The sequence below is a fragment of the Companilactobacillus allii genome, from assembly GCF_001971585.1.
Taxonomy (GTDB): Bacteria; Bacillota; Bacilli; order Lactobacillales; family Lactobacillaceae; genus Companilactobacillus; species Companilactobacillus allii.
Genome location: NZ_CP019323.1, coordinates 2,079,090 through 2,099,099, shown reverse-complemented (window position 1 = coordinate 2,099,099; position 20,010 = coordinate 2,079,090). Strand labels below are relative to the sequence as shown.

Annotated in this window: 18 protein-coding genes; 12 read left to right on the top strand and 6 right to left on the bottom strand. The window is 33.8% G+C overall.

The annotated features are described in order from the left end of the window. Positions 1 to 88 precede the first annotated feature (88 nt). The 7 genes from obgE (at position 89) to BTM29_RS10380 (ending at position 6,458) form a co-directional block, all read left to right on the top strand. Complete coding sequence (obgE, locus tag BTM29_RS10410) at positions 89 to 1,363, top strand: GTPase ObgE (protein ID WP_076617235.1); 1,275 nt, start codon at positions 89 to 91, stop codon at positions 1,361 to 1,363. 14 nt (positions 1,364 to 1,377) lie between these two features. After that, positions 1,378 to 3,300 carry an acyltransferase family protein gene (locus BTM29_RS10405; protein WP_076617230.1) on the top strand — a complete coding sequence of 641 codons (1,923 nt, stop codon included), beginning with the start codon at positions 1,378 to 1,380 and terminating at the stop codon, positions 3,298 to 3,300. Positions 3,301 to 3,315: 15 nt separating this feature from the next. Continuing rightward, a complete protein-coding gene (gene rnz, locus BTM29_RS10400; protein WP_076617227.1) occupies positions 3,316 to 4,245 on the top strand; it encodes a ribonuclease Z in 930 nt (309 codons plus the stop codon). Positions 4,246 to 4,278: 33 nt separating this feature from the next. Continuing rightward, positions 4,279 to 5,076: an SDR family NAD(P)-dependent oxidoreductase gene (locus BTM29_RS10395; protein WP_076617224.1), complete on the top strand. Its 798-nt coding sequence runs from the start codon at positions 4,279 to 4,281 to the stop codon at positions 5,074 to 5,076. Between the two features lie 11 nt (positions 5,077 to 5,087). Then, positions 5,088 to 5,408 carry a lipopolysaccharide assembly protein LapA domain-containing protein gene (locus BTM29_RS10390; protein WP_076617221.1) on the top strand — a complete coding sequence of 107 codons (321 nt, stop codon included), beginning with the start codon at positions 5,088 to 5,090 and terminating at the stop codon, positions 5,406 to 5,408. Between the two features lie 87 nt (positions 5,409 to 5,495). Beyond that, the gene (gene rpmF, locus BTM29_RS10385) at positions 5,496 to 5,678 is read left to right on the top strand and encodes a 50S ribosomal protein L32 (protein WP_076617218.1); all 183 of its coding nucleotides are present in this window, start codon (positions 5,496 to 5,498) and stop codon (positions 5,676 to 5,678) included. A gap of 54 nt (positions 5,679 to 5,732) precedes the next feature. After that, positions 5,733 to 6,458, top strand: coding sequence for a hypothetical protein (locus tag BTM29_RS10380; RefSeq protein WP_076617214.1), 726 nt, complete (start codon positions 5,733 to 5,735; stop codon positions 6,456 to 6,458). Between the two features lie 125 nt (positions 6,459 to 6,583). Here BTM29_RS10380 and BTM29_RS10375 read toward each other — a convergent pair whose 3' ends face one another. Beyond that, positions 6,584 to 6,775 (bottom strand): YjzD family protein, encoded by a 192-nt coding sequence (locus BTM29_RS10375; protein ID WP_225972197.1) that lies wholly within the window; start codon positions 6,773 to 6,775, stop codon positions 6,584 to 6,586. A 93-nt stretch (positions 6,776 to 6,868) separates the two neighbouring features. Here BTM29_RS10375 and dnaE point away from each other — a divergent pair, with 93 nt between their 5' ends. The 4 genes from dnaE to BTM29_RS10355 all read left to right on the top strand — a co-directional run bounded on the left by dnaE (position 6,869) and on the right by BTM29_RS10355 (position 13,973). Continuing rightward, positions 6,869 to 10,195, top strand: coding sequence for a DNA polymerase III subunit alpha (dnaE, locus tag BTM29_RS10370; protein ID WP_076617211.1), 3,327 nt, complete (start codon positions 6,869 to 6,871; stop codon positions 10,193 to 10,195). Between the two features lie 100 nt (positions 10,196 to 10,295). Next, positions 10,296 to 11,255, top strand: coding sequence for a 6-phosphofructokinase (gene pfkA, locus BTM29_RS10365; RefSeq protein WP_076617207.1), 960 nt, complete (start codon positions 10,296 to 10,298; stop codon positions 11,253 to 11,255). Positions 11,256 to 11,300: 45 nt separating this feature from the next. Continuing rightward, a complete protein-coding gene (gene pyk, locus BTM29_RS10360) occupies positions 11,301 to 13,070 on the top strand; it encodes a pyruvate kinase (RefSeq protein WP_076617205.1) in 1,770 nt (589 codons plus the stop codon). A gap of 99 nt (positions 13,071 to 13,169) precedes the next feature. Next, entirely contained in the window at positions 13,170 to 13,973 is an 804-nt protein-coding gene (locus tag BTM29_RS10355; RefSeq protein WP_076617202.1) for a DUF4931 domain-containing protein, read from the top strand. Positions 13,974 to 14,119: 146 nt separating this feature from the next. Here BTM29_RS10355 and BTM29_RS10350 read toward each other — a convergent pair whose 3' ends face one another. The 5 genes from BTM29_RS10350 to BTM29_RS10330 form a co-directional block, all read right to left on the bottom strand. Then, the gene (locus BTM29_RS10350; RefSeq protein ID WP_076617199.1) at positions 14,120 to 14,725 is read right to left on the bottom strand and encodes a response regulator transcription factor; all 606 of its coding nucleotides are present in this window, start codon (positions 14,723 to 14,725) and stop codon (positions 14,120 to 14,122) included. A gap of 5 nt (positions 14,726 to 14,730) precedes the next feature. After that, a complete protein-coding gene (locus BTM29_RS10345) occupies positions 14,731 to 15,468 on the bottom strand; it encodes a sensor histidine kinase (RefSeq protein WP_192844189.1) in 738 nt (245 codons plus the stop codon). 356 nt (positions 15,469 to 15,824) lie between these two features. After that, complete coding sequence (locus BTM29_RS10340; protein WP_076617192.1) at positions 15,825 to 16,586, bottom strand: ABC transporter permease; 762 nt, start codon at positions 16,584 to 16,586, stop codon at positions 15,825 to 15,827. Beyond that, positions 16,579 to 17,463, bottom strand: a complete 885-nt coding sequence (locus BTM29_RS10335) for an ABC transporter ATP-binding protein (RefSeq protein ID WP_076617189.1) — start codon at positions 17,461 to 17,463, stop codon at positions 16,579 to 16,581. The genes BTM29_RS10340 and BTM29_RS10335 overlap by 8 nt, the downstream gene beginning before the upstream one ends. Positions 17,464 to 17,738: 275 nt before the next feature. Continuing rightward, the gene (locus BTM29_RS10330) at positions 17,739 to 18,860 is read right to left on the bottom strand and encodes an NAD(P)-dependent alcohol dehydrogenase (RefSeq protein ID WP_076617186.1); all 1,122 of its coding nucleotides are present in this window, start codon (positions 18,858 to 18,860) and stop codon (positions 17,739 to 17,741) included. Between the two features lie 254 nt (positions 18,861 to 19,114). Between BTM29_RS10330 and BTM29_RS10325 the strand changes: the two genes are divergently transcribed. After that, positions 19,115 to 19,975 (top strand): CvfB family protein, encoded by an 861-nt coding sequence (locus BTM29_RS10325; protein ID WP_076617182.1) that lies wholly within the window; start codon positions 19,115 to 19,117, stop codon positions 19,973 to 19,975. The last annotated feature ends 35 nt before the right edge of the window (positions 19,976 to 20,010 follow it).

Here is a 20,010-nt window from a genome sequence, read left to right as displayed (position 1 = left end):
AACAATTTGTTTATAATCTAAGTATTATGATGTCTATTTTTGTGCTAAAATTTAAAAATGATAACTATGAGTAGAAAGGGGAGTTTTAATGTTTGTAGATAACGTTAAAATCACCGTTAGATCTGGTAAAGGTGGAGATGGAGCAGTAGCCTTTCGCCATGAAAAATATGTTCCACTAGGTGGACCAGCAGGAGGCGATGGTGGTCGCGGAGGAGATATTATTCTAAAGGCACACGAAGGTATGAACACTTTGATGGACTTTAGATACAAACGTATCTTTAAAGCACAACCTGGTCAAAATGGTCAAATAAAGGGTATGTATGGGCATAAAGCTGATCCAGTTTACATTGCAGTGCCTGCTGGAACTTCAGTATATGATGAAGATTCTGGTAAATTAATAGGTGATTTAATTAAACATGATCAAGAATTAATTGTTGCTAAGGGTGGTTCTGGTGGACGAGGCAATATTCATTTTGCTAATTCAAAGAACCGTGCACCTGAAATAGCTGAAAATGGAGAACCTGGACAAGATATTAACTTGCGATTGGAATTGAAGTTGATTGCTGATGTCGGTTTAGTTGGTTTTCCATCAGTTGGTAAGTCTACTTTATTATCAGTAGCTACTTCAGCAAAGCCTAAGATCGCGGCTTATCATTTTACAACGCTTTCACCTAATCTAGGGATGGTTAAACTTGATAACGGTCAAGATTTTGTTATTGCTGACCTTCCTGGACTTATCGAGGGTGCTTCAAATGGAGTAGGATTGGGAATTCAATTTCTACGACACGTTGAACGTACTAGAGTAATTCTTCATCTAGTTGATATGGATCCAGAAAATGGAAGAGATCCATACGAAGATTACTTGGCTATTCGTAAAGAACTAGGTAATTATGATGAGAATGTTTTGAAGAGACCAGAAGTAATTGTTCCAACCAAACTTGATATTCCCGGCTCTGAAGAAAGACTCGAAGAGTTCAAAAATAAACTACCAGATGATGCTGATATTTTTGCTATTTCAAGTATTCAACACACTGGTATTAAAGATTTAATGAATCACACTAGTGAAGTACTATCAAATGTAGAACCAATTCATCTAGATGTTCAAACGGATGAAACCAAAGAATATAATTATGAGGCTCAAGCCGATAAGTTCACCATCGAAAAAGAAGATGAACACAGTTATATTGTTAAAGGTAAAGATGTCGAGTTACTTCTACAAAGAAGTAATTTAGATCATCAAGATGGAATTATGAGATTTGCTCGTCAGCTTAAAGGTATGGGAATTGAAGATGGTCTTATGAAAGCTGGCGCACAATCAGGGGATTCAGTTACAATTCTTGATTTCACTTTTGATTTTATTTAGGGGTAAAAAGTATAATGAATAAATCACCAAAAAGAAGATATATAAGCGGCTTTGACGGATTACGTACATTAGGTGTTATAGGTGTCATAATGTATCATTTAAATCCTAATGTCTTTTCCGGTGGATATTTAGGAGTTCCAATCTTTTTCTTGATATCAGGTTATTTAATTACTGATCATTTCTTTAATACTACTGATTATGGTGGTAAATTTGATTTAAAGAATTTTTATTGGAAACGTGTTAAACGTTTATATCCAGGCATGTTGTTTGTGTTACTAGCTTCCGGTGCATACATTTTCTTCTTTTTAAAGAATTTATTGTATCACTTAGATCAAATTGTCTTGACTAACGTTTTGAATGTGTACAATTGGTGGCAAATTTTTAATGGACAATCATATTTTGAAAGATTTGCCAATAATGAGTCACCATTTACACATTTATGGACATTGTCAATTGAGGGCCAATTCTATATTATTTGGCCTTTATTGTTGCTATTATTCATAAAATTCGGTGTTAAGAAGAGTCGAATCTTTGGATTTACTATGGTAGTTTCTATTATTTCAGCAATTTGGATGGCTATCTTGTTCAAGCCAGGTGTTGATCCAAGTAGGATATATTATGGTACGGATACACGTCTTTTTTCTATTTTAATGGGATGTGGTTTGGCTATTATCTGGCCTGCGGAAAAATTGAAATCAGGACTAGAAAAAAGTGATAAGCTCAAATTAAATTTAATTGGTGCGTTATCAATTGCACTATTAATTTTGATGATATTTACGGTTAAGGATAATGATCCATTTCTATATCGTGGCGGAATGTTTATTTTTACATTAGTCACATGTATTTTGATAGCGGTATTAGCTCATCCTGATTCTTTTTGGAATAAGGTGTTGTCCAATAAGGTATTTCACTATATTGGAAGTAGAAGTTATGGACTTTATTTATATCAATTTCCAGTTATGATCTTCTTTGAATCAAAGTTTAAGAACATAGCAGATCATCCGATTCTTTATCCAGTAATTGAAGTTATTCTTATAATTTTAGTAACTGAGTTCTCATTTAGATTCGTTGAACAACCATTGGCCCACGCAAATTGGCAATCCATCAAGAACTTTTTCAAGAGTTCTCTGGGATACCAAAAGGTTATAGCAATAGTTGTTGCTTTCATAACAGCTACTGGTTGCTATAGTGTTGTCCAAGCTGTTGATGCACCTAATCCTAATGTTAACCACAGTCAATTGGCTAATAAGATAAATAAAAATGAAAAAGCTACGAAGAAAAAGAATCAAGAAGCAATTAAGAATTTAAAGAAGAATAAGAATAAAAAGGCCACAAGTGAAGTTAGTGCTGCTGACATGGCCAGATATAAGAAACAGGCTAAAGAAGCTCCGATTAACCAAGATTTTGAAAAGTATGGTTTAACACAAATTCAGTTACAAAGATTAAAGGATGTTCCTCTAACTGCAGTCGGAGATTCAGTCATGGCAGATGGATCTGATAACTTCTTGAAGTTGTTCGATGACAAAAAAGTTGTTGTAGATGCAGCTGTGAGTCGTCAATTAGATGCAAGTATGGCAATATTGCAAAATTATAAAGATCAGGGTGTTTTGGCACCTAATGTTTTAATTGGTCTAGGTACAAATGGACCATTCAATTTACAACAGGTTGATCAAGTAATGGATCTTGTTGGACCTCAAACACACGTATATTGGATCAATGTTCATGTACCAACACGTCCATGGGAAAAGACGGTTAATAGCGTCTTGAATCAGGCAGACAGCAAGTATAAGAATTTGACTGTTATTGATTGGAATGATTATTCAAATGGACATACTGAATGGTTCTATGACGATAATGTTCATCCTAATCCAGAAGGTTCGATGTATTATACTTCGTTTGTAGCAAGGGAAATATTAAAAGACTTAGATAAAAAGTAGAATAGGATTTTTTATATGGAATTAGAATTTTTAGGAACAGGTGCCGGTGTTCCATCAAAAAGCCGAAATGTATCGAGTACAGCACTTAAAATGTTGGATGAGAGAAATGAAGTATGGCTCTTTGATGTGGGTGAGGCTACGCAACATCAAATTTTAAGGACAACGATTCGACCTAGAAAAATCGCTAAAATCTTTATTACGCATTTGCATGGTGATCATATCTTTGGTTTGCCAGGTTTATTGGCCAGTCGTGCTAATCAAGGTGGTCTTTCACCTCTTGAAATATATGGACCAGTTGGGATTAAGGAATTTGTAGAGACATCCTTAAAAGTCACTGGCAGTAGGCTTAACTATAGGATTAAATATATTGAGCTAAAAGACGGCGGTGAAGTCTTTAACGATAAGACATTTCGTGTTGTGGCTGGTAAATTAAAGCATCGTATTACATGTTTTGGATACCGTGTTATTGAAAAACCGCGAACTGGTGAACTTTTAGTTGATGAATTAAAGAAATATAAGATTCCTAATGGTCCGATTTTTGGTCAACTTAAAGGTGGCAAAACTGTAACTTTGGATGATGGTACCGTTTTGAATGGTAAAGATTTTATAGGTCCAGATAAGCCAAGTCGAGTGGTCTCAATTATTTCAGATACTCGTTATACACCAGAGATCGATAAATTGTCACAAGACGCCGATGTTATCGTGCATGAGTCTACTTTCTCTAATGAAGATAAACAGCTTGCCTATAGTTATTACCACTCAACAGCCACAAAGGCAGCTGAAGTGGCTAAAAAGTGTAATGCTAAAGGATTATTGCTAACTCATATTTCAGCTCGCTATACTGGTAAGGGTTCATTGATTTTACAAAAGGAAGCTCAACAAATCTTTAAGAACACCAAAGTAGTTAATGATTTTGACATTTATGATGTACCATTTAAAATATAGAGTGCATACAATATTTCTAGAGAGGATTAAGTGATGAGTAATCTATTAAATCAAACAGTTTTAGTTACTGGAGCATCTTCTGGAATTGGTAAGGATGTTGCTATCAACGCTGCTAAATTAGGTGCCAACTTAATTTTAGTTGCTCGTAATGAAGATAAACTTTCTCAAGTAAAAAATGAATGTATTCGTGTTGGCGCTGAATCTGCACATCATGAATATATTTTGATCGACATGAGTGATCCTAAACAAATCAACTCTGGTGTTGATCAGGCATTTGAAATTTTTGAAAATATTGATATATTAGTAAATGCTGCTGGATTTGGTGATTTTTCAAAATATTTGGATACTGATTTTGCTACAGTTGAAAAAATGTTTCGTGTCAATGTCTTAGGATTGATGTTAATGACAAGACTTGTTGCTGGGAAAATGATTGATAACGGTCATGGACACATACTTAATGTGGGCTCAATGTCTGGTAAAATGTCAACGCCTAAATCATCTGTTTATTCGGCAACCAAAGCAGCTGTTATTGCATTTTCTGATGGTTTAAGGTTGGAACTTAAGCCATTGAATGTTAAAGTAACAACTATTAACCCAGGTCCGGTTGCAACTAATTTCTTCAGTATTGCTGATCATAACGGTGGTTACTTGGATTCCGTAAAGGCATTTGTTTTGGATCCAGACAAGTTAGCATGGAAAATTGTTGGTGCTTTTAATACAAATAAACGTGAAATAAATTTACCAAGATTGATGGAACTAGGTGCAGTATTGTATAAGCTTGCACCAAATGTTGGAGATTATTTTGCCGCAACTTTAGGAAATCGTAAGTAGGGGATGACTTTATGAGTAGTAAACAGTCAAAATTTGTAATTGGGCTGATAATTGCTTTAATCGTGGTTATTTTTGCGGTCTTGAATGTGAATCCAGTTACAGTTAGTTTTGGTTTCACACATGTTAAATTACCATTGATTATTTTGATTATTGTGTCATTATTGCTAGGGGCAATTATTACTATGCTTTTGGCAAGTTCTGGAAGTAGTAAAAAGGATAATAATAAATTATCCAGAAGTGCTAAGAAACAAATTTCTAATGTAAAAGTATCGAATGATAGTCAAATTGCCGATGCTTTAAAGGAAAATCAGACGAAAAAACAAACAAAATAGTAAATTTGCTTGCTCAAACGTTTTTATGATAGTATTATATTAAACGTTAGATTTGATTAAGTAATATAAATAAAGGAGTTTTTAAATATGGCTGTTCCAAAGAGAAAAACATCAAAACAAAGAAAACGTCAAAGACGTGGACATATCAAATTAGATACACCAAACATGCAATTCGACGTTGCTACTGGTGAATATCGTATTAGTCACCATGTATCACCATCAGGTATGTACAAGGGTGAAAAAGTTATCGAAGATAAGAAAGAAGCTTAATTAAAAGCCAAGTAAATTATGCTTGGCTTTTTTTTAATAAACGGGGAAATCACAATGAAGAAGTTAAAATATTTATTTTTAATGTTAGTGCCTGTATTCTTCATATTATTGACTGGATGTTCAAAACTAGATTTATCAACCACCAAAGATGAATATTCTGCTAACGGTTTAGTTGCTGTTGTTAAAGGTAAAGCAACTGATTATGACAAACTTACTTATACAGTAGGTGGTGTGACTAAAAAGGTCTCTGTCAGTGATGATCACTTCGCCATCTCTGTTCCTGTTTCAAACAAGTCGCAAAATGTTAGAATTAAGGCCACAAAGGGTGATGATACTAAGACATCTATCGTTAAAGTAAAAAAATCCAAGACCTTAATTGATTACACAACTTTTGCTCAACAGTATAATTTCATGAATTTGAAGATGGGCAATCAAACTGATCAATTACCTTTAATAGCCCAAAATGGTATTTTTAAATATACGACTTCTAATGGAACTAAGTTACGAATCAATGTTCAAAATGGACAGATGATGGGTCTTGCTATGAACATTACTTATAAAACTATGAAATCTAAAAAGGGTATGAAGGCCTTTGGTACTGACCTAGTACTTATTTCTCAGTTTATTGGTGCTGATGGTAAGCAAGTTGTAAAAGATCTTGGTAAAGAGGTTAAAGATGCTCAAGGTGGAACTACTACCATGAAACAGATAACTTCTAAAGGTATTAATTACAATGTTAATTTAGCAACTAGTGATTTTTATATGTATATTACTAAATAAAAAATGAGACTATTAAATCAGTTTAAATTACTGATAAATATAGTCTCATTTTTGTTTGATAAAATATCGTGTATAGTTGTAATGCTTAGATAAACTTTTAAAGACACAAAAAAAGCGCTTATTGATTAAGCGCGATCTTTTTTATCACTATCTAGCAGCAATGGAATTATGCTGAAGATAATGGCAAATACTACAGTAACAATCATTGTTTGTTCTGAACTAAATGTTTGTTGGTTCAATGCACCACCAATAAATCCAGCAACTTGACCTAAAACAATTGCCCAAAAAATTACAGCAACATATCTCATTTCTTCCATCTCACTTTCTCCAGTAGTTTAGCACAAAAACAGATTTTGCCCAATAAAGTTCCATCTGATTTTGATATAATTTTAACCAAAGGGGGCGACAAAATGCAAACACAATTACAAGTGATGAGCAGTTTTAGTTTGCTGCACAGTCCCGTAAAGCTACCTGAACTAGTTGATGAGGCTAGTAAACGAGGTTACTCATCGATTGCTCTAACTGATATAGACAATTTATATGGTTCAATTGATTTTTATAAGTATGCTAAAAAATCTGGAGTGAAGCCAATTATTGGAATGGTTGCAAACCTACTTGGTATTCAAGATGAAGTAAATACTTATTCACTTATCTTATTGGCAAAAAACGATGCTGGATACCATAATCTTATAAAAATATCTTCACAAATAATGTCTTCTCATGATTCTATAAATATTGATTCTATCAAGCAATTTATGTCAGATATATTTGTTATCACTCCAGCTGATCAGTCTGAAATCTTGGTTTCAGATAATACTGGAGACTATTTTAGAAAATTAAAAGATGTAACAGATCCTAATTCTATTTTTTTAGGAGTGGGATTATATTCTGAACAAATTGATAATGTAAAACAGATCAAAGAAATCTCAAATAGTACTGATATCCCAATGTCAGCACTTGGCGACGTTAGGTATATAAACGAAGATGATCACTTATCGTATCAGGTATTAAATAATTTGAGAACTGGGGAAAAATTTGAAAATATTAACCAGGTAATTGAAAATGGTGATCATTATTTACGGAAAGCTGATGTATTTGAAACTGATTTTGCAAATTTTGATATGCAAAGTGCAGTAGCGACTTCTAATCAGATTGCTGATCAATGTAATGTTGAAATTGAATTTAAGGAAACGCAATTACCTAAGTTTGAATCACCGAATAATTTAACGTCAGAAAGTTTTTTGAGAGATTTAGCCACTCGAGGATTAAATAAAAGACTGGATGGTAAAGTCACAAGTGATTACGTTAAACGTCTGAATTATGAATTGAGTGTTATAGAAGAGATGGGGTTCTCGGATTACTTTTTGATAGTCTGGGATGTTATAAAGCATGCACACGAAGTCGGTATTAGAACTGGTCCTGGACGTGGGTCAGCAGCTGGTTCATTGGTTTCGTATACGTTAGGAATAACGCAAGTGGACCCTATAAAGTATGATTTGCTGTTTGAGCGGTTTTTAAACCCTCAACGGGTAAATATGCCAGATATCGATTTAGACCTCCCAGATGACCGCAGAGACGAAATGGTAATGTATATGCATGATAAATATGGATCAACTCATATGGCACAGATTATTACCTTTGGCACATTAGCTGCAAAAATGGCTTTGCGTGATATTTCTAGGACTTTTAGTCAAACATCGTTTCAATTGACTCAATGGTCAAATGCAATTCCACGTAAGTTAAATATTACGCTTGAAGAATCAATTAACGAATCTAACACTTTAAAGGATCTAGTTGAAAGCTCCCAGGAGAATCAATTGATCTTCAAGGTTGCTAGAAGAGTTGAGGGTATTCCTAGACATTATTCTACTCACGCTGCAGGAATTGTTTTGAGTAAAAAGCCAATGACTGATATCGTTGCCGTTCAGTTGGAAGATGACGGGATTAATCTGACTCAGCAAACAAAGAATAATGTTGAAAGCGTTGGATTACTTAAAATGGATTTCTTAGGTTTAAGAAATCTAACCATATTGGATAAAGCGATTAAACTTATTTCTAAGAAATATAAAAAAGAGTTCGTTCCAGAAAGAATTCCTTTGAATGACCAAAAAACTCTTGAATTGTTTCAAAGAGGGGATACTGATGGTGTTTTCCAATTTGAATCTGACGGAATTAAAAGTGTCTTGAGGCAATTGAAACCGACTAGTTTTAATGATGTTGTAGCAACTAATGCGCTGTATCGTCCTGGTCCAATGCAAAATATTTCAACATTTATTGCACGTAAACATGGCTCAGAACCTGTTACATATCCGGATTCTTCACTAGAAAAGATACTTGAGCCAACGTATGGGATCTTGGTATACCAAGAACAAGTTATGCAGGCGTCATCAAAGATGGCTGGTTTTTCATTAGCAGATGCCGATATTTTGCGGCGTGCCATTAGTAAAAAAAATGAATTATTGATGGATGAAAATCGCAAAAAGTTTGTAGAAGGTGCTGTAAAGCTAGGCCATGATCGTGATGCGGCTGAGAAGGTTTACAAATATATAGAAACATTTGGTAATTATGGATTCAATAAATCTCACTCTGTAGCTTATTCCATGGTGGCTTTTTGGCTGGCATATATTAAAGTTCATTTCCCACAGATATTTTTTATCTGTCTGATGAATGCTAATTTAAATAGTGAAAAGAAAATCACAACATATATTCAAGCTGCTAAAGATAAATTTATTCCAATTAAAAACGTGAATATTAATCAAAGTAATGCAACTTTTAAAATGGATGATGACGGTATCCGCTTTGGATTTTTAAGTGTCAAAGGGATGCGAAGAGATTTAGCAGAAAATATAATTCAAGAACGTCAAAAAAATGGTGAGTATACTAGTGTGTTGAATTTCTTACAAAGAATAGATATTCGATTTGTTAAAGATGACTATTTGGATCCATTGATTTTGTCAGGAGTATTTGATTCGTTTAATCGTAATCGACGGGAATTGATGCTTGATTTCAAAGACTTAATAGAGAGTATGCAACTTGCGGGGGATAATTTATCACTATTTGATGTCTTAGATCCGAAGAAAAATGTTGTGGATGACTACTCTTTAACTGAAAAATTAAATCAAGAAAAAAAATTTCTAGGAGTTTATGTATCGGGACATCCGGTTGAGAAGTATCGTGAGCGGTTATTAAATATAAATACAGTTAAAATTTCTAATTTGAAGGATTTCAAAAAGAGCAATGTGTCTATTTTAGGATTAATAAAGCGTCCACGTGTTATTCGAACTAAAAAGGGGCAGAAAATGTGTTTTGCGACTGTAGAAGATGAAACTGGTTCCATCTCAGTAACAATTTTTCCAAAATTATTTCAGAAATTAGAAAATGTTGAATTAGAAGGCAAAATTTTTCTAATTGTTGGTCGTGCAGATGATGGAATGAGGGGGGATTTGGAATTTATTGCCGATAAATTCAACGATCCCAAACAATACACAGTTAAGTTACCTAAAAATAAATTATATTTAAGAGTAAGCTTTGCGTTTGATAATGAAGACAATTTGTCAAAACTATATAAATTGATAGAAAGTTCACCTGGGAAAATTCCAGTGATACTTTATCGAGAGAGAACTAAGCAGGCAGTAATCTTAAAGTCGAATCGTTGGATAAACTTTTCTGATGAAATTGGGCAAAAGTTAGAAGATTTATTAGGCAAAAAAAATGTTTTCCTTAAAAATAGTGACTAATTTCACCTTAAAACGTTTTCAACCCTACAAACTATTCTCTAAAAATGTTATATTTTATAAGGTTTTGTTTTTGAAACAAATAAATTTGGAGTGTGAACAAATGAAGCGGATTGGTATTTTAACCAGTGGTGGAGATGCCCCTGGAATGAACGCTGCTATTAGAGCAGTCACACGTAGAGCCCTAGACAAGGGACTTGAAGTGTTTGGTATCAATTATGGATATGCAGGATTAGTTGCTGGGGATATCTTCCCACTAACAGCTGCTGATGTATCTGACCGTATTCAACGTGGTGGAACTTTCTTGTATTCTGCAAGATATCCTGAATTCGCCAAAGTAGAAGGTCAGCTTAAGGGTATTGAACAACTTAAGAAATTTGGAATTGATGCATTAGTTGTTATCGGTGGAGATGGCTCATATCACGGTGCTTTGCGTCTAACAGAGCATGGATATAATGCTGTCGGTCTACCAGGTACAATTGATAATGATATTCCTTATACTGATTTTACAATTGGATTTGATACAGCCGTAAGTACTGTTATTGAATCAATTGATAAAATTAGAGATACAGCTACTTCCCATGAAAGAACTTTTGTTATTGAAGTAATGGGTAGAGGTGCTGGCGATATCGCCTTATGGTCTGGTGTTGCTGGTGGTGCCGAAGAAATTATCGTTCCTGAACGTGAATTTGATATTGCCGAAGTTGCTCAACGTATTAAAGAAGGCCGTGAAAAGGGCAAGAAGCATATGCTTGTTGTTCTTGCTGAGGGTGTTATGCATGCTCAAGAATTTGCTGACAAGCTTAATTCTTATGGTGACTTCCAAGTACGTAGCACTGTTTTAGGACATGTACAACGTGGTGGTTCACCTACTGCAAGGGATCGTGTTTTAGCAAGTAAAATGGGTGCTTATGCCGTTGATCTTCTTGAAGATGGCAAAGGTGGAGTAGCCATTGGTATTGAAGACAACAAGTTGACATACCATAATATGCTTGATCTGTTTGATAATAAGCACAAACCTGATTTAAGTTTATACGATTTAAATCAATCATTAAGCAGATAGTTTGTTACAATAAAGACGAATAACATAAAAAAGGGAGATTTCTCGATGAAAAGAACAAAAATCGTAAGTACACTTGGACCCGCATCTAATGATATTGAAACAATTACAAAGTTGGTTGAATCAGGCGCAAATGTTTTCCGTTTCAACTTCTCACATGGTGATCATGAAGAACATTTATCACGTATGAACATGGTTCATGAAGCTGAAAAGATTACAGGTAAGACAGTTGGTATCGTTCTTGATACAAAGGGTGCTGAAATCCGTACAACTGTTCAAGATGGTGGCAAGTTTGAAGCTAAAATCGGTGAAACAATCCGTATTTCTATGGATGATTCATTAACTGGTAATCCAGAAAAGATTGCTGTTACATATCCTGGTTTGTACGATGATACACATGTCGGTGGTCACGTATTGATCGATGATGGTCTTGTTGATCTTAAGATTACAGAAAAAGATGACAAAAACCGTGAATTAGTTACAGAAGTACAAAATGACGGTATGATCGGTTCACGTAAGGGTGTTAATGCACCTGGTGTTGAAATTCGCCTACCAGGTATCACAGAAAAAGATGCCAGTGATATTCGTTTTGGTTGTGACAACGCTATTGACTTCATCTCAGCTTCATTTGTTCGTAAAGCACAAGATGTTCTTGATATTCGTGAAATTCTTGAAGAAAAACATATGGAACAAGTACAAATCTTCCCTAAGATCGAATCACAAGAAGGTATCGACAATATCGATTCTATCTTGAAGGTTTCAGATGGTTTGATGGTTGCTCGTGGTGACATGGGTGTTGAAATTCCATTTGAAAACGTACCGTTTGTTCAAAAGAGCTTGATCCAAAAATGTAATGCTTTAGGTAAACCAGTTATTACAGCTACACAAATGCTTGATTCAATGCAAGAAAACCCACGTCCTACACGTGCCGAAGTTACTGATGTTGCTAACTCTGTTCTTGATGGTACAGATGCAACTATGCTTTCTGGTGAAAGTGCTAACGGTGATTATCCTGTTGAATCAGTTGCAGCAATGGCTAAAATTGACGAACGTACAGAAAAAGAATTAGACAAGAGTAACCAATTGGCTATTCAAAGATTCGAAGAATACAAAGGCTCAAACGTTACAGAATCAATCGGTGAATCTGTTGTTAGAACTGCTGAAGAATTGAACATTAAGACAATTGTTACAGCTACTAAATCAGGTTACACAGCTCGTATGATTTCTAAGTATCGTCCAAGTGCTGATATTCTTGCTATTACATTCGACGAAACAACACAACGTGGATTGACAGTTAACTGGGGTGTACAACCTATCGTTGCTGACAAACCTGCTAATACAGATGAAATGTTTGATCTTGCTTCTAAGAAAGCTCAAGAACTTGGCTTTGCTAAAGAAGGAGATTTAATTCTTATCGTTGCTGGTGTTCCAGTTGGTGAAAGTGGTACAACAAACGTTATGAAGATCCAACTAATTGGTTCAAAGTTAGTTAAGGGTCAAGGTGTTGGTGAAGAATCAATCGTTGGTAATACTGTAGTTGCTCATTCAGCTAAAGAAGCTAACGATAAAGTTAAAGAAGGAGATATCCTTGTTACAGAAATGACTGACAAAGATTATCTTCCAGCTCTTGAAAAAGCAAGTGCCGTAGTTGTTGAAAACGGTGGTTTGACTTCACATGCAGCCGTAGTTGGTATTGCTATGGGTCTACCAGTTGTTGTTGGTGCTAAAGATGCTACAAACTTGATTAATGATGGCGAAACAGTCACTGTTGACTCAAGACGTGGTGTTATTTACAAGGGTGCTTCACGTTCTCTATAATTAACAAAAATAATTAATTGAAATTTATTAAAAGTACTGAAGGGGATTCTGATCAAATCCTTTTCAGTATTTTTGTATACATAAAAAAGGAGATTTAATTTGGATGAAAATGACCTATTGATTTTCCAACTTGATGTAGCTAAAGGGAAACCAAGGGATACAAAAAAGAAAGCTGCAATCTGTCCATTTTGTGACACAGCTAGTTTAACTAATATTATCAGACAAAAAGACGACATGATTTGGCTTGAGAATAAATTCAGAACTTTAAAGGATACCTATCAAACCGTTTTAATTGAGTCTAGTGAACACGATGCAGATATATCGACTTATTCAGTTAAAAAGAATTCTGAAGTATTTCAATTTATCTTTGATTGTTGGAATTCATTATTGGAAACAAAGAAATATAAGAGTGTTTTGATGTACAAGAATTTTGGTCCAATGTCCGGTGGTAGTTTGAAGCATCCGCATTTTCAAATAGTTGGTTTGGAAAATGTTGATGGATATCAATATATTAGTAAGCATAATTTTACTGGATATGAAATTTATAAATCAGATAATATTGATTTCAATTTATCACAGGAACCTATTATGGGTTTCGTTGAATTCAATATTAGAATCAAAGGTGTTGAGCACTTAAATGATTTGGCTGAATTCGCCAGAATTACTATTCGTTATATATTGAATGACTTTCATAATGGAACGTGTGATTCTTATAATATTTTCTTTTATGATGAAAATGGTGATATTATTTGTAAAATAATCCCAAGATTTGTTGCATCACCATATTTTGTAGGCTATAAGTTACCTCAAAGAGATAATAAAGATACATTAGAGAAATTCGGTGCAGATGTTTTAACTAAGTTAAAGAATGAGTCAGATTGTGACGAAATAAAAAAATTGTAATATAACTCTGTTTTTACGTAAATTTACAGTGAAAAGGTATAACAGAACAAAATCTTATTAATATAATACAAAAAGCGATATTTACGTAAGTAAATATCGTTTTTTATGTATCATATATGAAATTTGAAGATACTCTGTCACACTATTTAAATCCATTTTTTATTTTCTGCAATGTTCAAGGCTTCTATCCTAGAGGTAGTTCCAGTTTTACTGAGAATGGATGAAATATAATTACGAACGGTTCCATCTGAAAGATATACAGCTTTACCAATTTCTTTACTATTTTTACCAGTTTTTATTTCCTTGAGGACATCCATTTCTCGTTTTGATAAGGGATTTTTTTCAGCTGAAATAATTGTTCTAACTAATTCTGGAGAAAATATAGTTTGTCCATTAAGAACCTCATGGATAGTTTTAACTAGTTGATCAGTTGGATTATCTTTTAACAGATATCCATTAACATTGGCTTGAACAGCTTGTTCAAAATAAGTTTCTCTGGCAAATGTTGTCAAGATTATTACTTTAGTTGGTAGTTTTAGAATATTTAGTTGTTGCGCCACATCTAATCCGGACAATTTTGGCATTTCAATATCAAGAATCGCAACATCTGGTTTGTTGAAAATTATTTCTGATAAGGCAGTGTTTCCATCAGTTGCTGTACCGATAACATCTAAGTCATCTTCTAATCCTAAAAGTGTTGCCAAAGCGGTATTTAACATCTTTTGATCCTCTGCCAGATAAACTGTCGTCATTTTAATTATCTCTTTTGTATTTTTATTTTTAGAGTTGTACCTTGTTTGGAACTAATAGTTATTTCTCCATTAATGTCAGATAGACGTTGTGACATGCCAGATAATCCAAAAGAATCTTTACGAACGTTTTTATATCCGATACCGTCATCTTTGATATTCAAATAATAATATTTATCATCTTCATTAAAATCGAATATAGCCGTGTCTGCTTTACTATATTTGATGATATTCGTTGAAGATTCTTTTATAATTGCCGCTAGCACGTTTTGAATTTCGAGTGGCCACGTTGTTGATACTTTCTCATTATATGATTGCTGAATGATATTAACTAGTTTTAAATGGTTTTCTTCTTCAATCATTGCTTCAGCAATCGACTTTCGATTCAAATCACTGACAATTTGTCGAACCAAGGTAAGATTTTCCCTTGATGTTGTAGCGATATCCTTAATCTCTTTTCGTGCTTGTGTAACGTTTTTATCAATCAATTTATCCGCTAATTCAGCTTTCAAAGTTATTAGTGAAAATGATTGCCCAAGATCGTCATGCAAATCTTTTGCAATTCGTTCTCGTTCGTTTTGTTTGATAATTGTTTCCAAACGTTTGTTATTTTGTTTTAAACGATAGGATCTTTGATATGTATTTCCTAGTGATCTTGCAGCAAATGGAGACCCAAAGGCAAATAAGAAAGTTATGATCAGTCCATATATGTCAGATGACTTGTAATTTATTATTGAGTTTCCCAAAATGCAAATTACACTAAAAATTAGATAAACAGTTGTATATTTGTAGAATTGATTTTTCTTTAAATGAAGTGAACCAATTTCCCATGCAGTGTAAATGAAAAGTGTCCCAAAGGAATATTGAGATAAAAGATATGTTGTGATGATTAATTGACCGCCTATTTGTATGGGAAGCCACCGATTGATCACATAACCGTCACGATAAAGTTTGATGAAAATTAATAGTAGGAAAAACAAAATCCAGTCAAAACTGTTTCTTTCAAACAGCACTTGGCTGGATACCAAAATTAATGAAAGGGTCCAAAAGTACGGCATAATACCGAATCTTTTGGGAAATAGAATATGGTCCTCTAGAAATTTCATTCGAAATTTAACTCCTTATGTTTTTGATGTTTGATTATTGTTAAAGTTAGTATTCCAATGATTATAATCCAAAGGGTTAGTCCTAAAACATAATGATTGTTTATAATCTTACCATAAAGAATGGCTTGATCGATACTGGATAATTCAAAAGTAGGCATCAATTTTCCAATAAATTGTAACCAATCAGGCATAATAGTAATTGGCCACCAAAGTCCACTGATAATTGCGAGTGGAAATACCACTAGATTGTTTAATATATTGACTGTAGTCGGATTATTTATAAGTGAAATCAAAATTCCAACCAATATAAGCGGTAGGGTACCGATTATGGTTATGAAAATTATCAAAGTCCAGGTGGTAATGGATAAACTTAGATTATTTACCAGTATGCCAACTAAACAGATGCTAATTGCTGAAATTAAATTAAGTAACATAAAAATTAAGATTCGTGATAAATAGTATTGCCACTGGGGGAGAGGAGTTAGTCTTGATAATATATCAAAATGACTGGTTTTGTCTTCAAATAACGTATTGGCAACGGTGATGATTGATCCTAATAAACAACTATAAATAACCATACTTATCAAATAATTCATTTGCCATATTCTTAAATCAGTCTCTGGCATATTGGAAACTAATACTTTGGAATACAATAAATAAAATATAATTGGCAACATCATATCAAATAAGAAGAAACGTTTATTGCGAAGAATTATTCTTTTGAAGTTAATATTGATTTGATAAATAAAACTATTCATAGACTATGTCTCCTGTATTGAAATTAGAAAATAGCGAATCTAGTGAGTTTTGTTGTACCTTGAGGTTACTGATGGCATTTAAATATGGAGTTAGCTGATTCATTAGTGATTCAGTATTATTAGTTGTGAATTGATAATGGTTGCTAATTTTCTTAAAATTGGTTATTTCAGGTATGGAACTAAATAAGTCAGGCAAGAGATCACTGTCGAATTCAATTAAACTTTCGCCTTCTAAAGAGCGTAGTTTGGCGATTGATCCATCAAAGGCAATTGATTTATTTTGTAAAATTATGATCCTGTCGGCAAAGGTCTCTAATTCATTAAGATAGTGGCTAGTTACAAAAATTGTTTTGTGCTGATTTTTTAAATTGGCGATAATTTGCCAAAATTTGGTACGACTTTGACTGTCCATTCCAGCAGTTGGTTCATCTAAGAAGAGTAGGTTGGGATTACCTGTTATTGAAAGTGCAAAAGATAGACGTCTTTTTTGTCCACCAGATAGCTGATTCATCTTTGAATGTTCCAATTTTTTTAAATCAGCTAATTCAATTATTTCTTCATATGGTAATGGATTTTGATAATAACTTTGAGTTAGTTTTATTATTTCTTTAACGGTAATGCGTGTTATGGAGATATTTTGCTGTATCATTACACCCAGATGCTCTTTGATATGCTTAGTATTGTTCAATATCTTCACTGTACCTGAATCAGATGAAATTAAATCTAACAAAATATTTATTAGTGTGGTTTTACCAGCACCATTTTCTCCGATTAAAGCAATTATTTGATTTTGGTCAACTTTGAAATTAATATTTTCCAGGATTGTTTTATTACCATAATTTTTGTTCAAGTTATCAACTTCAATAATAGATGTCATTAAATTCACTCCTTTACTTGATAAATTAATTTTAGCGGAGTGATCTACTCATAAATAGTAAGCAATGTCATGACTTTTTGTGACATATGTCATATAGGAAACTAAGCGTGACATAACACGTTCAGTTTTCTAGTATAATGCAAAAAAAACCGATAATTACGTAAGTAAGTATCGATTTCTTTTTATTAGACGGAGAAAATTGTGTTTTGGCACGCGTTTTCACTGCAAGTTTGAGTAGAAAAAGAGTTATGTCACAAATTCTTTAAATATGTAAATTAAGCTTCTGGTTTATAATCTTTATCAATTATCAAGATAGGCTTGATAGTCTTACCACTGACAGAATCAGCGTCAGCTTCATTGATTTGATCGAAATCATAGAATTTTTCAGTTAAGTCAAATGGGAATACACCCATCTTATAGAATTCGATTAGGCGAGGAATGTCAACTTGAGGAATGGAATCTCCCATATTTACACCGACGATTTTTTTATCGTCAACACATAGGTCATTCCATGTGCTAACTTCAATATTGTGTGGTGTTACAGCAATTGTAGCTGTTGTACCACCTTGTGTTAATGCTGCAATTGAATCTGTCATAACTTTGGCAACACCAGTAGTATCAACAGCCCAGTCAACACCTAGACCATTTGTGATCTTCTTGATTGCTTCAACGGCATCTTCTTTTGAACTATCAACAATGTCAGTAGCACCCATTTTTTGCGCTAGTTCAAGACGTGATGGAACAATATCAACTGCTATAACGTGTGTACAGCCAGAAATTTTACCAGCCATCATGGCAGCAAGACCAACAGCACCTGTACCAAAGACGGCAATTGTATCACCGGGTCTTGGCTTTAAAGTGTTAAATACGGTACCACTACCAGTGACGTATCCACAACCCAAAGGTCCAAGTTTTCTTAAATCTAAATCTTTAGATACTTTAACAGCATTTCTTTTACTGATTACAGTATGAGTTGTAAATGATGATTGATTAAACATGTCACTGATATGTTTACCATTTTCTGTAAAATGATCACTGCCATCTGGACGGGTACCGCTTAAGTTTGAGGCAGCATATTTACGACATTGTGTTGGAATCCCTTTGAGACAATTGTCACATTCTCCACATGAATAAAATGACATGATGATATGGTCACCAACTTCAAAGTTATGAACATTTTTACCGACTTTTTCAACAATTCCAGAACCCTCATGTCCCAAAATTGCAGGAATATCAAAACCAGCATCACCCGTACGCAAGGCTTCGTCAGAGTGACAAATACCTGATGCTACAACCTTTACTTGCAATCCATCATCTTGAATATCTGCAAGCTCTATATCATCTTTAATTACAAATGGATCATTTACCTTATCTACAACAGCAGCTTTAATTTTCATAAATAAAACTCTTCTTTCTATACTTTATTTATTTTTGGAAACGCTTCCCACGAAGGAAATTATTTCACAAACTAGTTATAAATTCAATGTTGAATTTAAAAAAAACTGTGACTTGAAAATTCATTTCAAAAATAATTAAAAATTGAAATAAACATGGTACAATGTTTCGACAAGAATAATTATGTAACTCTGGATATAACTGTTAAAATAGTAATAGTAAAAAATGAGTATATTAAGAAGAATATGGTGAAATTATGGAATTAAAAGATTTGTATGGTCAAGTAGTGACTGGGGTTGTTACTGATTTGAATAAAGATGAAGCCTTCGTACAAATTGAGGGCTACACATTTGCTTTGGATTTAAGTGAATTAGAAAGTGTTCCTGAATTAGGGGATGAGATCACTGGTTTTGTTTATGAAAATCAGGCACATAAGAACAAAATGACTGCTAATTTGCCTTCAGTATCACAAGGAGTTTGGGATTATGCTGAAGTTACTGATGTAAGATCAGACCTTGGGGTCTTTATTGATGTTGGATTAAAGGATAAGGATATTGTTGTTTCATTAGATGATTTACCATTGGAACATTCTGAATGGCCTAAAAAAGGTGATCGTGTCATGGTTAAACTAGATGTTGATCACAAGGGACGTTTATGGGGTAAACTTGCTGACTTAAATCTTTATATGCAATTAGTACGTAGCGCCAATGACTCTATGAAAAACAGAGATGAAGAGACAACCGTAATTGCAATTAGAGATTCTGGTACTTTTGTTATTACAGAAGATTACTATTTAGGTTTCATTCATGTAAACGAGCAGTCTGGTCCAATGCATATAGGACAACACGTAAAAACTCGTGCAATTGGCTCAAGTCATAGAAGATTGAATCTATCAATGAAACCACGTGCATATGAAGAAATCACTCCAGATGCACAGATGATTATTGCAGTGTTGGAACATTCTCAAGATGGTAAAATGCCATATACTGATAAGAGTGATCCTGATGATATTAAAGAATACTTTGGTATCAGTAAGGGTAGTTTTAAGCGTGCATTAGGTAATCTAATGAAACAACGAAAGATTGAACAAAAAGATGGTTTTACGTATCTTAAATAGAGGTGGAACCATTTGACTGAGAAATTGACAATCCA

Coding starts and splice junctions, on each gene's coding strand:
- BTM29_RS10380 (WP_076617214.1), top strand. CDS start 5,733: ATGAAGAAGTTAAAATATTTATTTTTAATGTTAGTGCCTGTATTCTTC.
- BTM29_RS10340 (WP_076617192.1), bottom strand. CDS start 16,586: ATGAATAGTTTTATTTATCAAATCAATATTAACTTCAAAAGAATAATT.
- pfkA (WP_076617207.1), top strand. CDS start 10,296: ATGAAGCGGATTGGTATTTTAACCAGTGGTGGAGATGCCCCTGGAATG.
- rnz (WP_076617227.1), top strand. CDS start 3,316: ATGGAATTAGAATTTTTAGGAACAGGTGCCGGTGTTCCATCAAAAAGC.
- rpmF (WP_076617218.1), top strand. CDS start 5,496: ATGGCTGTTCCAAAGAGAAAAACATCAAAACAAAGAAAACGTCAAAGA.
- BTM29_RS10325 (WP_076617182.1), top strand. CDS start 19,115: ATGGAATTAAAAGATTTGTATGGTCAAGTAGTGACTGGGGTTGTTACT.
- dnaE (WP_076617211.1), top strand. CDS start 6,869: ATGCAAACACAATTACAAGTGATGAGCAGTTTTAGTTTGCTGCACAGT.
- BTM29_RS10375 (WP_225972197.1), bottom strand. CDS start 6,775: ATGGAAGAAATGAGATATGTTGCTGTAATTTTTTGGGCAATTGTTTTA.
- obgE (WP_076617235.1), top strand. CDS start 89: ATGTTTGTAGATAACGTTAAAATCACCGTTAGATCTGGTAAAGGTGGA.
- BTM29_RS10330 (WP_076617186.1), bottom strand. CDS start 18,860: ATGAAAATTAAAGCTGCTGTTGTAGATAAGGTAAATGATCCATTTGTA.
- BTM29_RS10390 (WP_076617221.1), top strand. CDS start 5,088: ATGAGTAGTAAACAGTCAAAATTTGTAATTGGGCTGATAATTGCTTTA.
- pyk (WP_076617205.1), top strand. CDS start 11,301: ATGAAAAGAACAAAAATCGTAAGTACACTTGGACCCGCATCTAATGAT.
- BTM29_RS10335 (WP_076617189.1), bottom strand. CDS start 17,463: ATGACATCTATTATTGAAGTTGATAACTTGAACAAAAATTATGGTAAT.
- BTM29_RS10395 (WP_076617224.1), top strand. CDS start 4,279: ATGAGTAATCTATTAAATCAAACAGTTTTAGTTACTGGAGCATCTTCT.
- BTM29_RS10405 (WP_076617230.1), top strand. CDS start 1,378: ATGAATAAATCACCAAAAAGAAGATATATAAGCGGCTTTGACGGATTA.
- BTM29_RS10350 (WP_076617199.1), bottom strand. CDS start 14,725: ATGACGACAGTTTATCTGGCAGAGGATCAAAAGATGTTAAATACCGCT.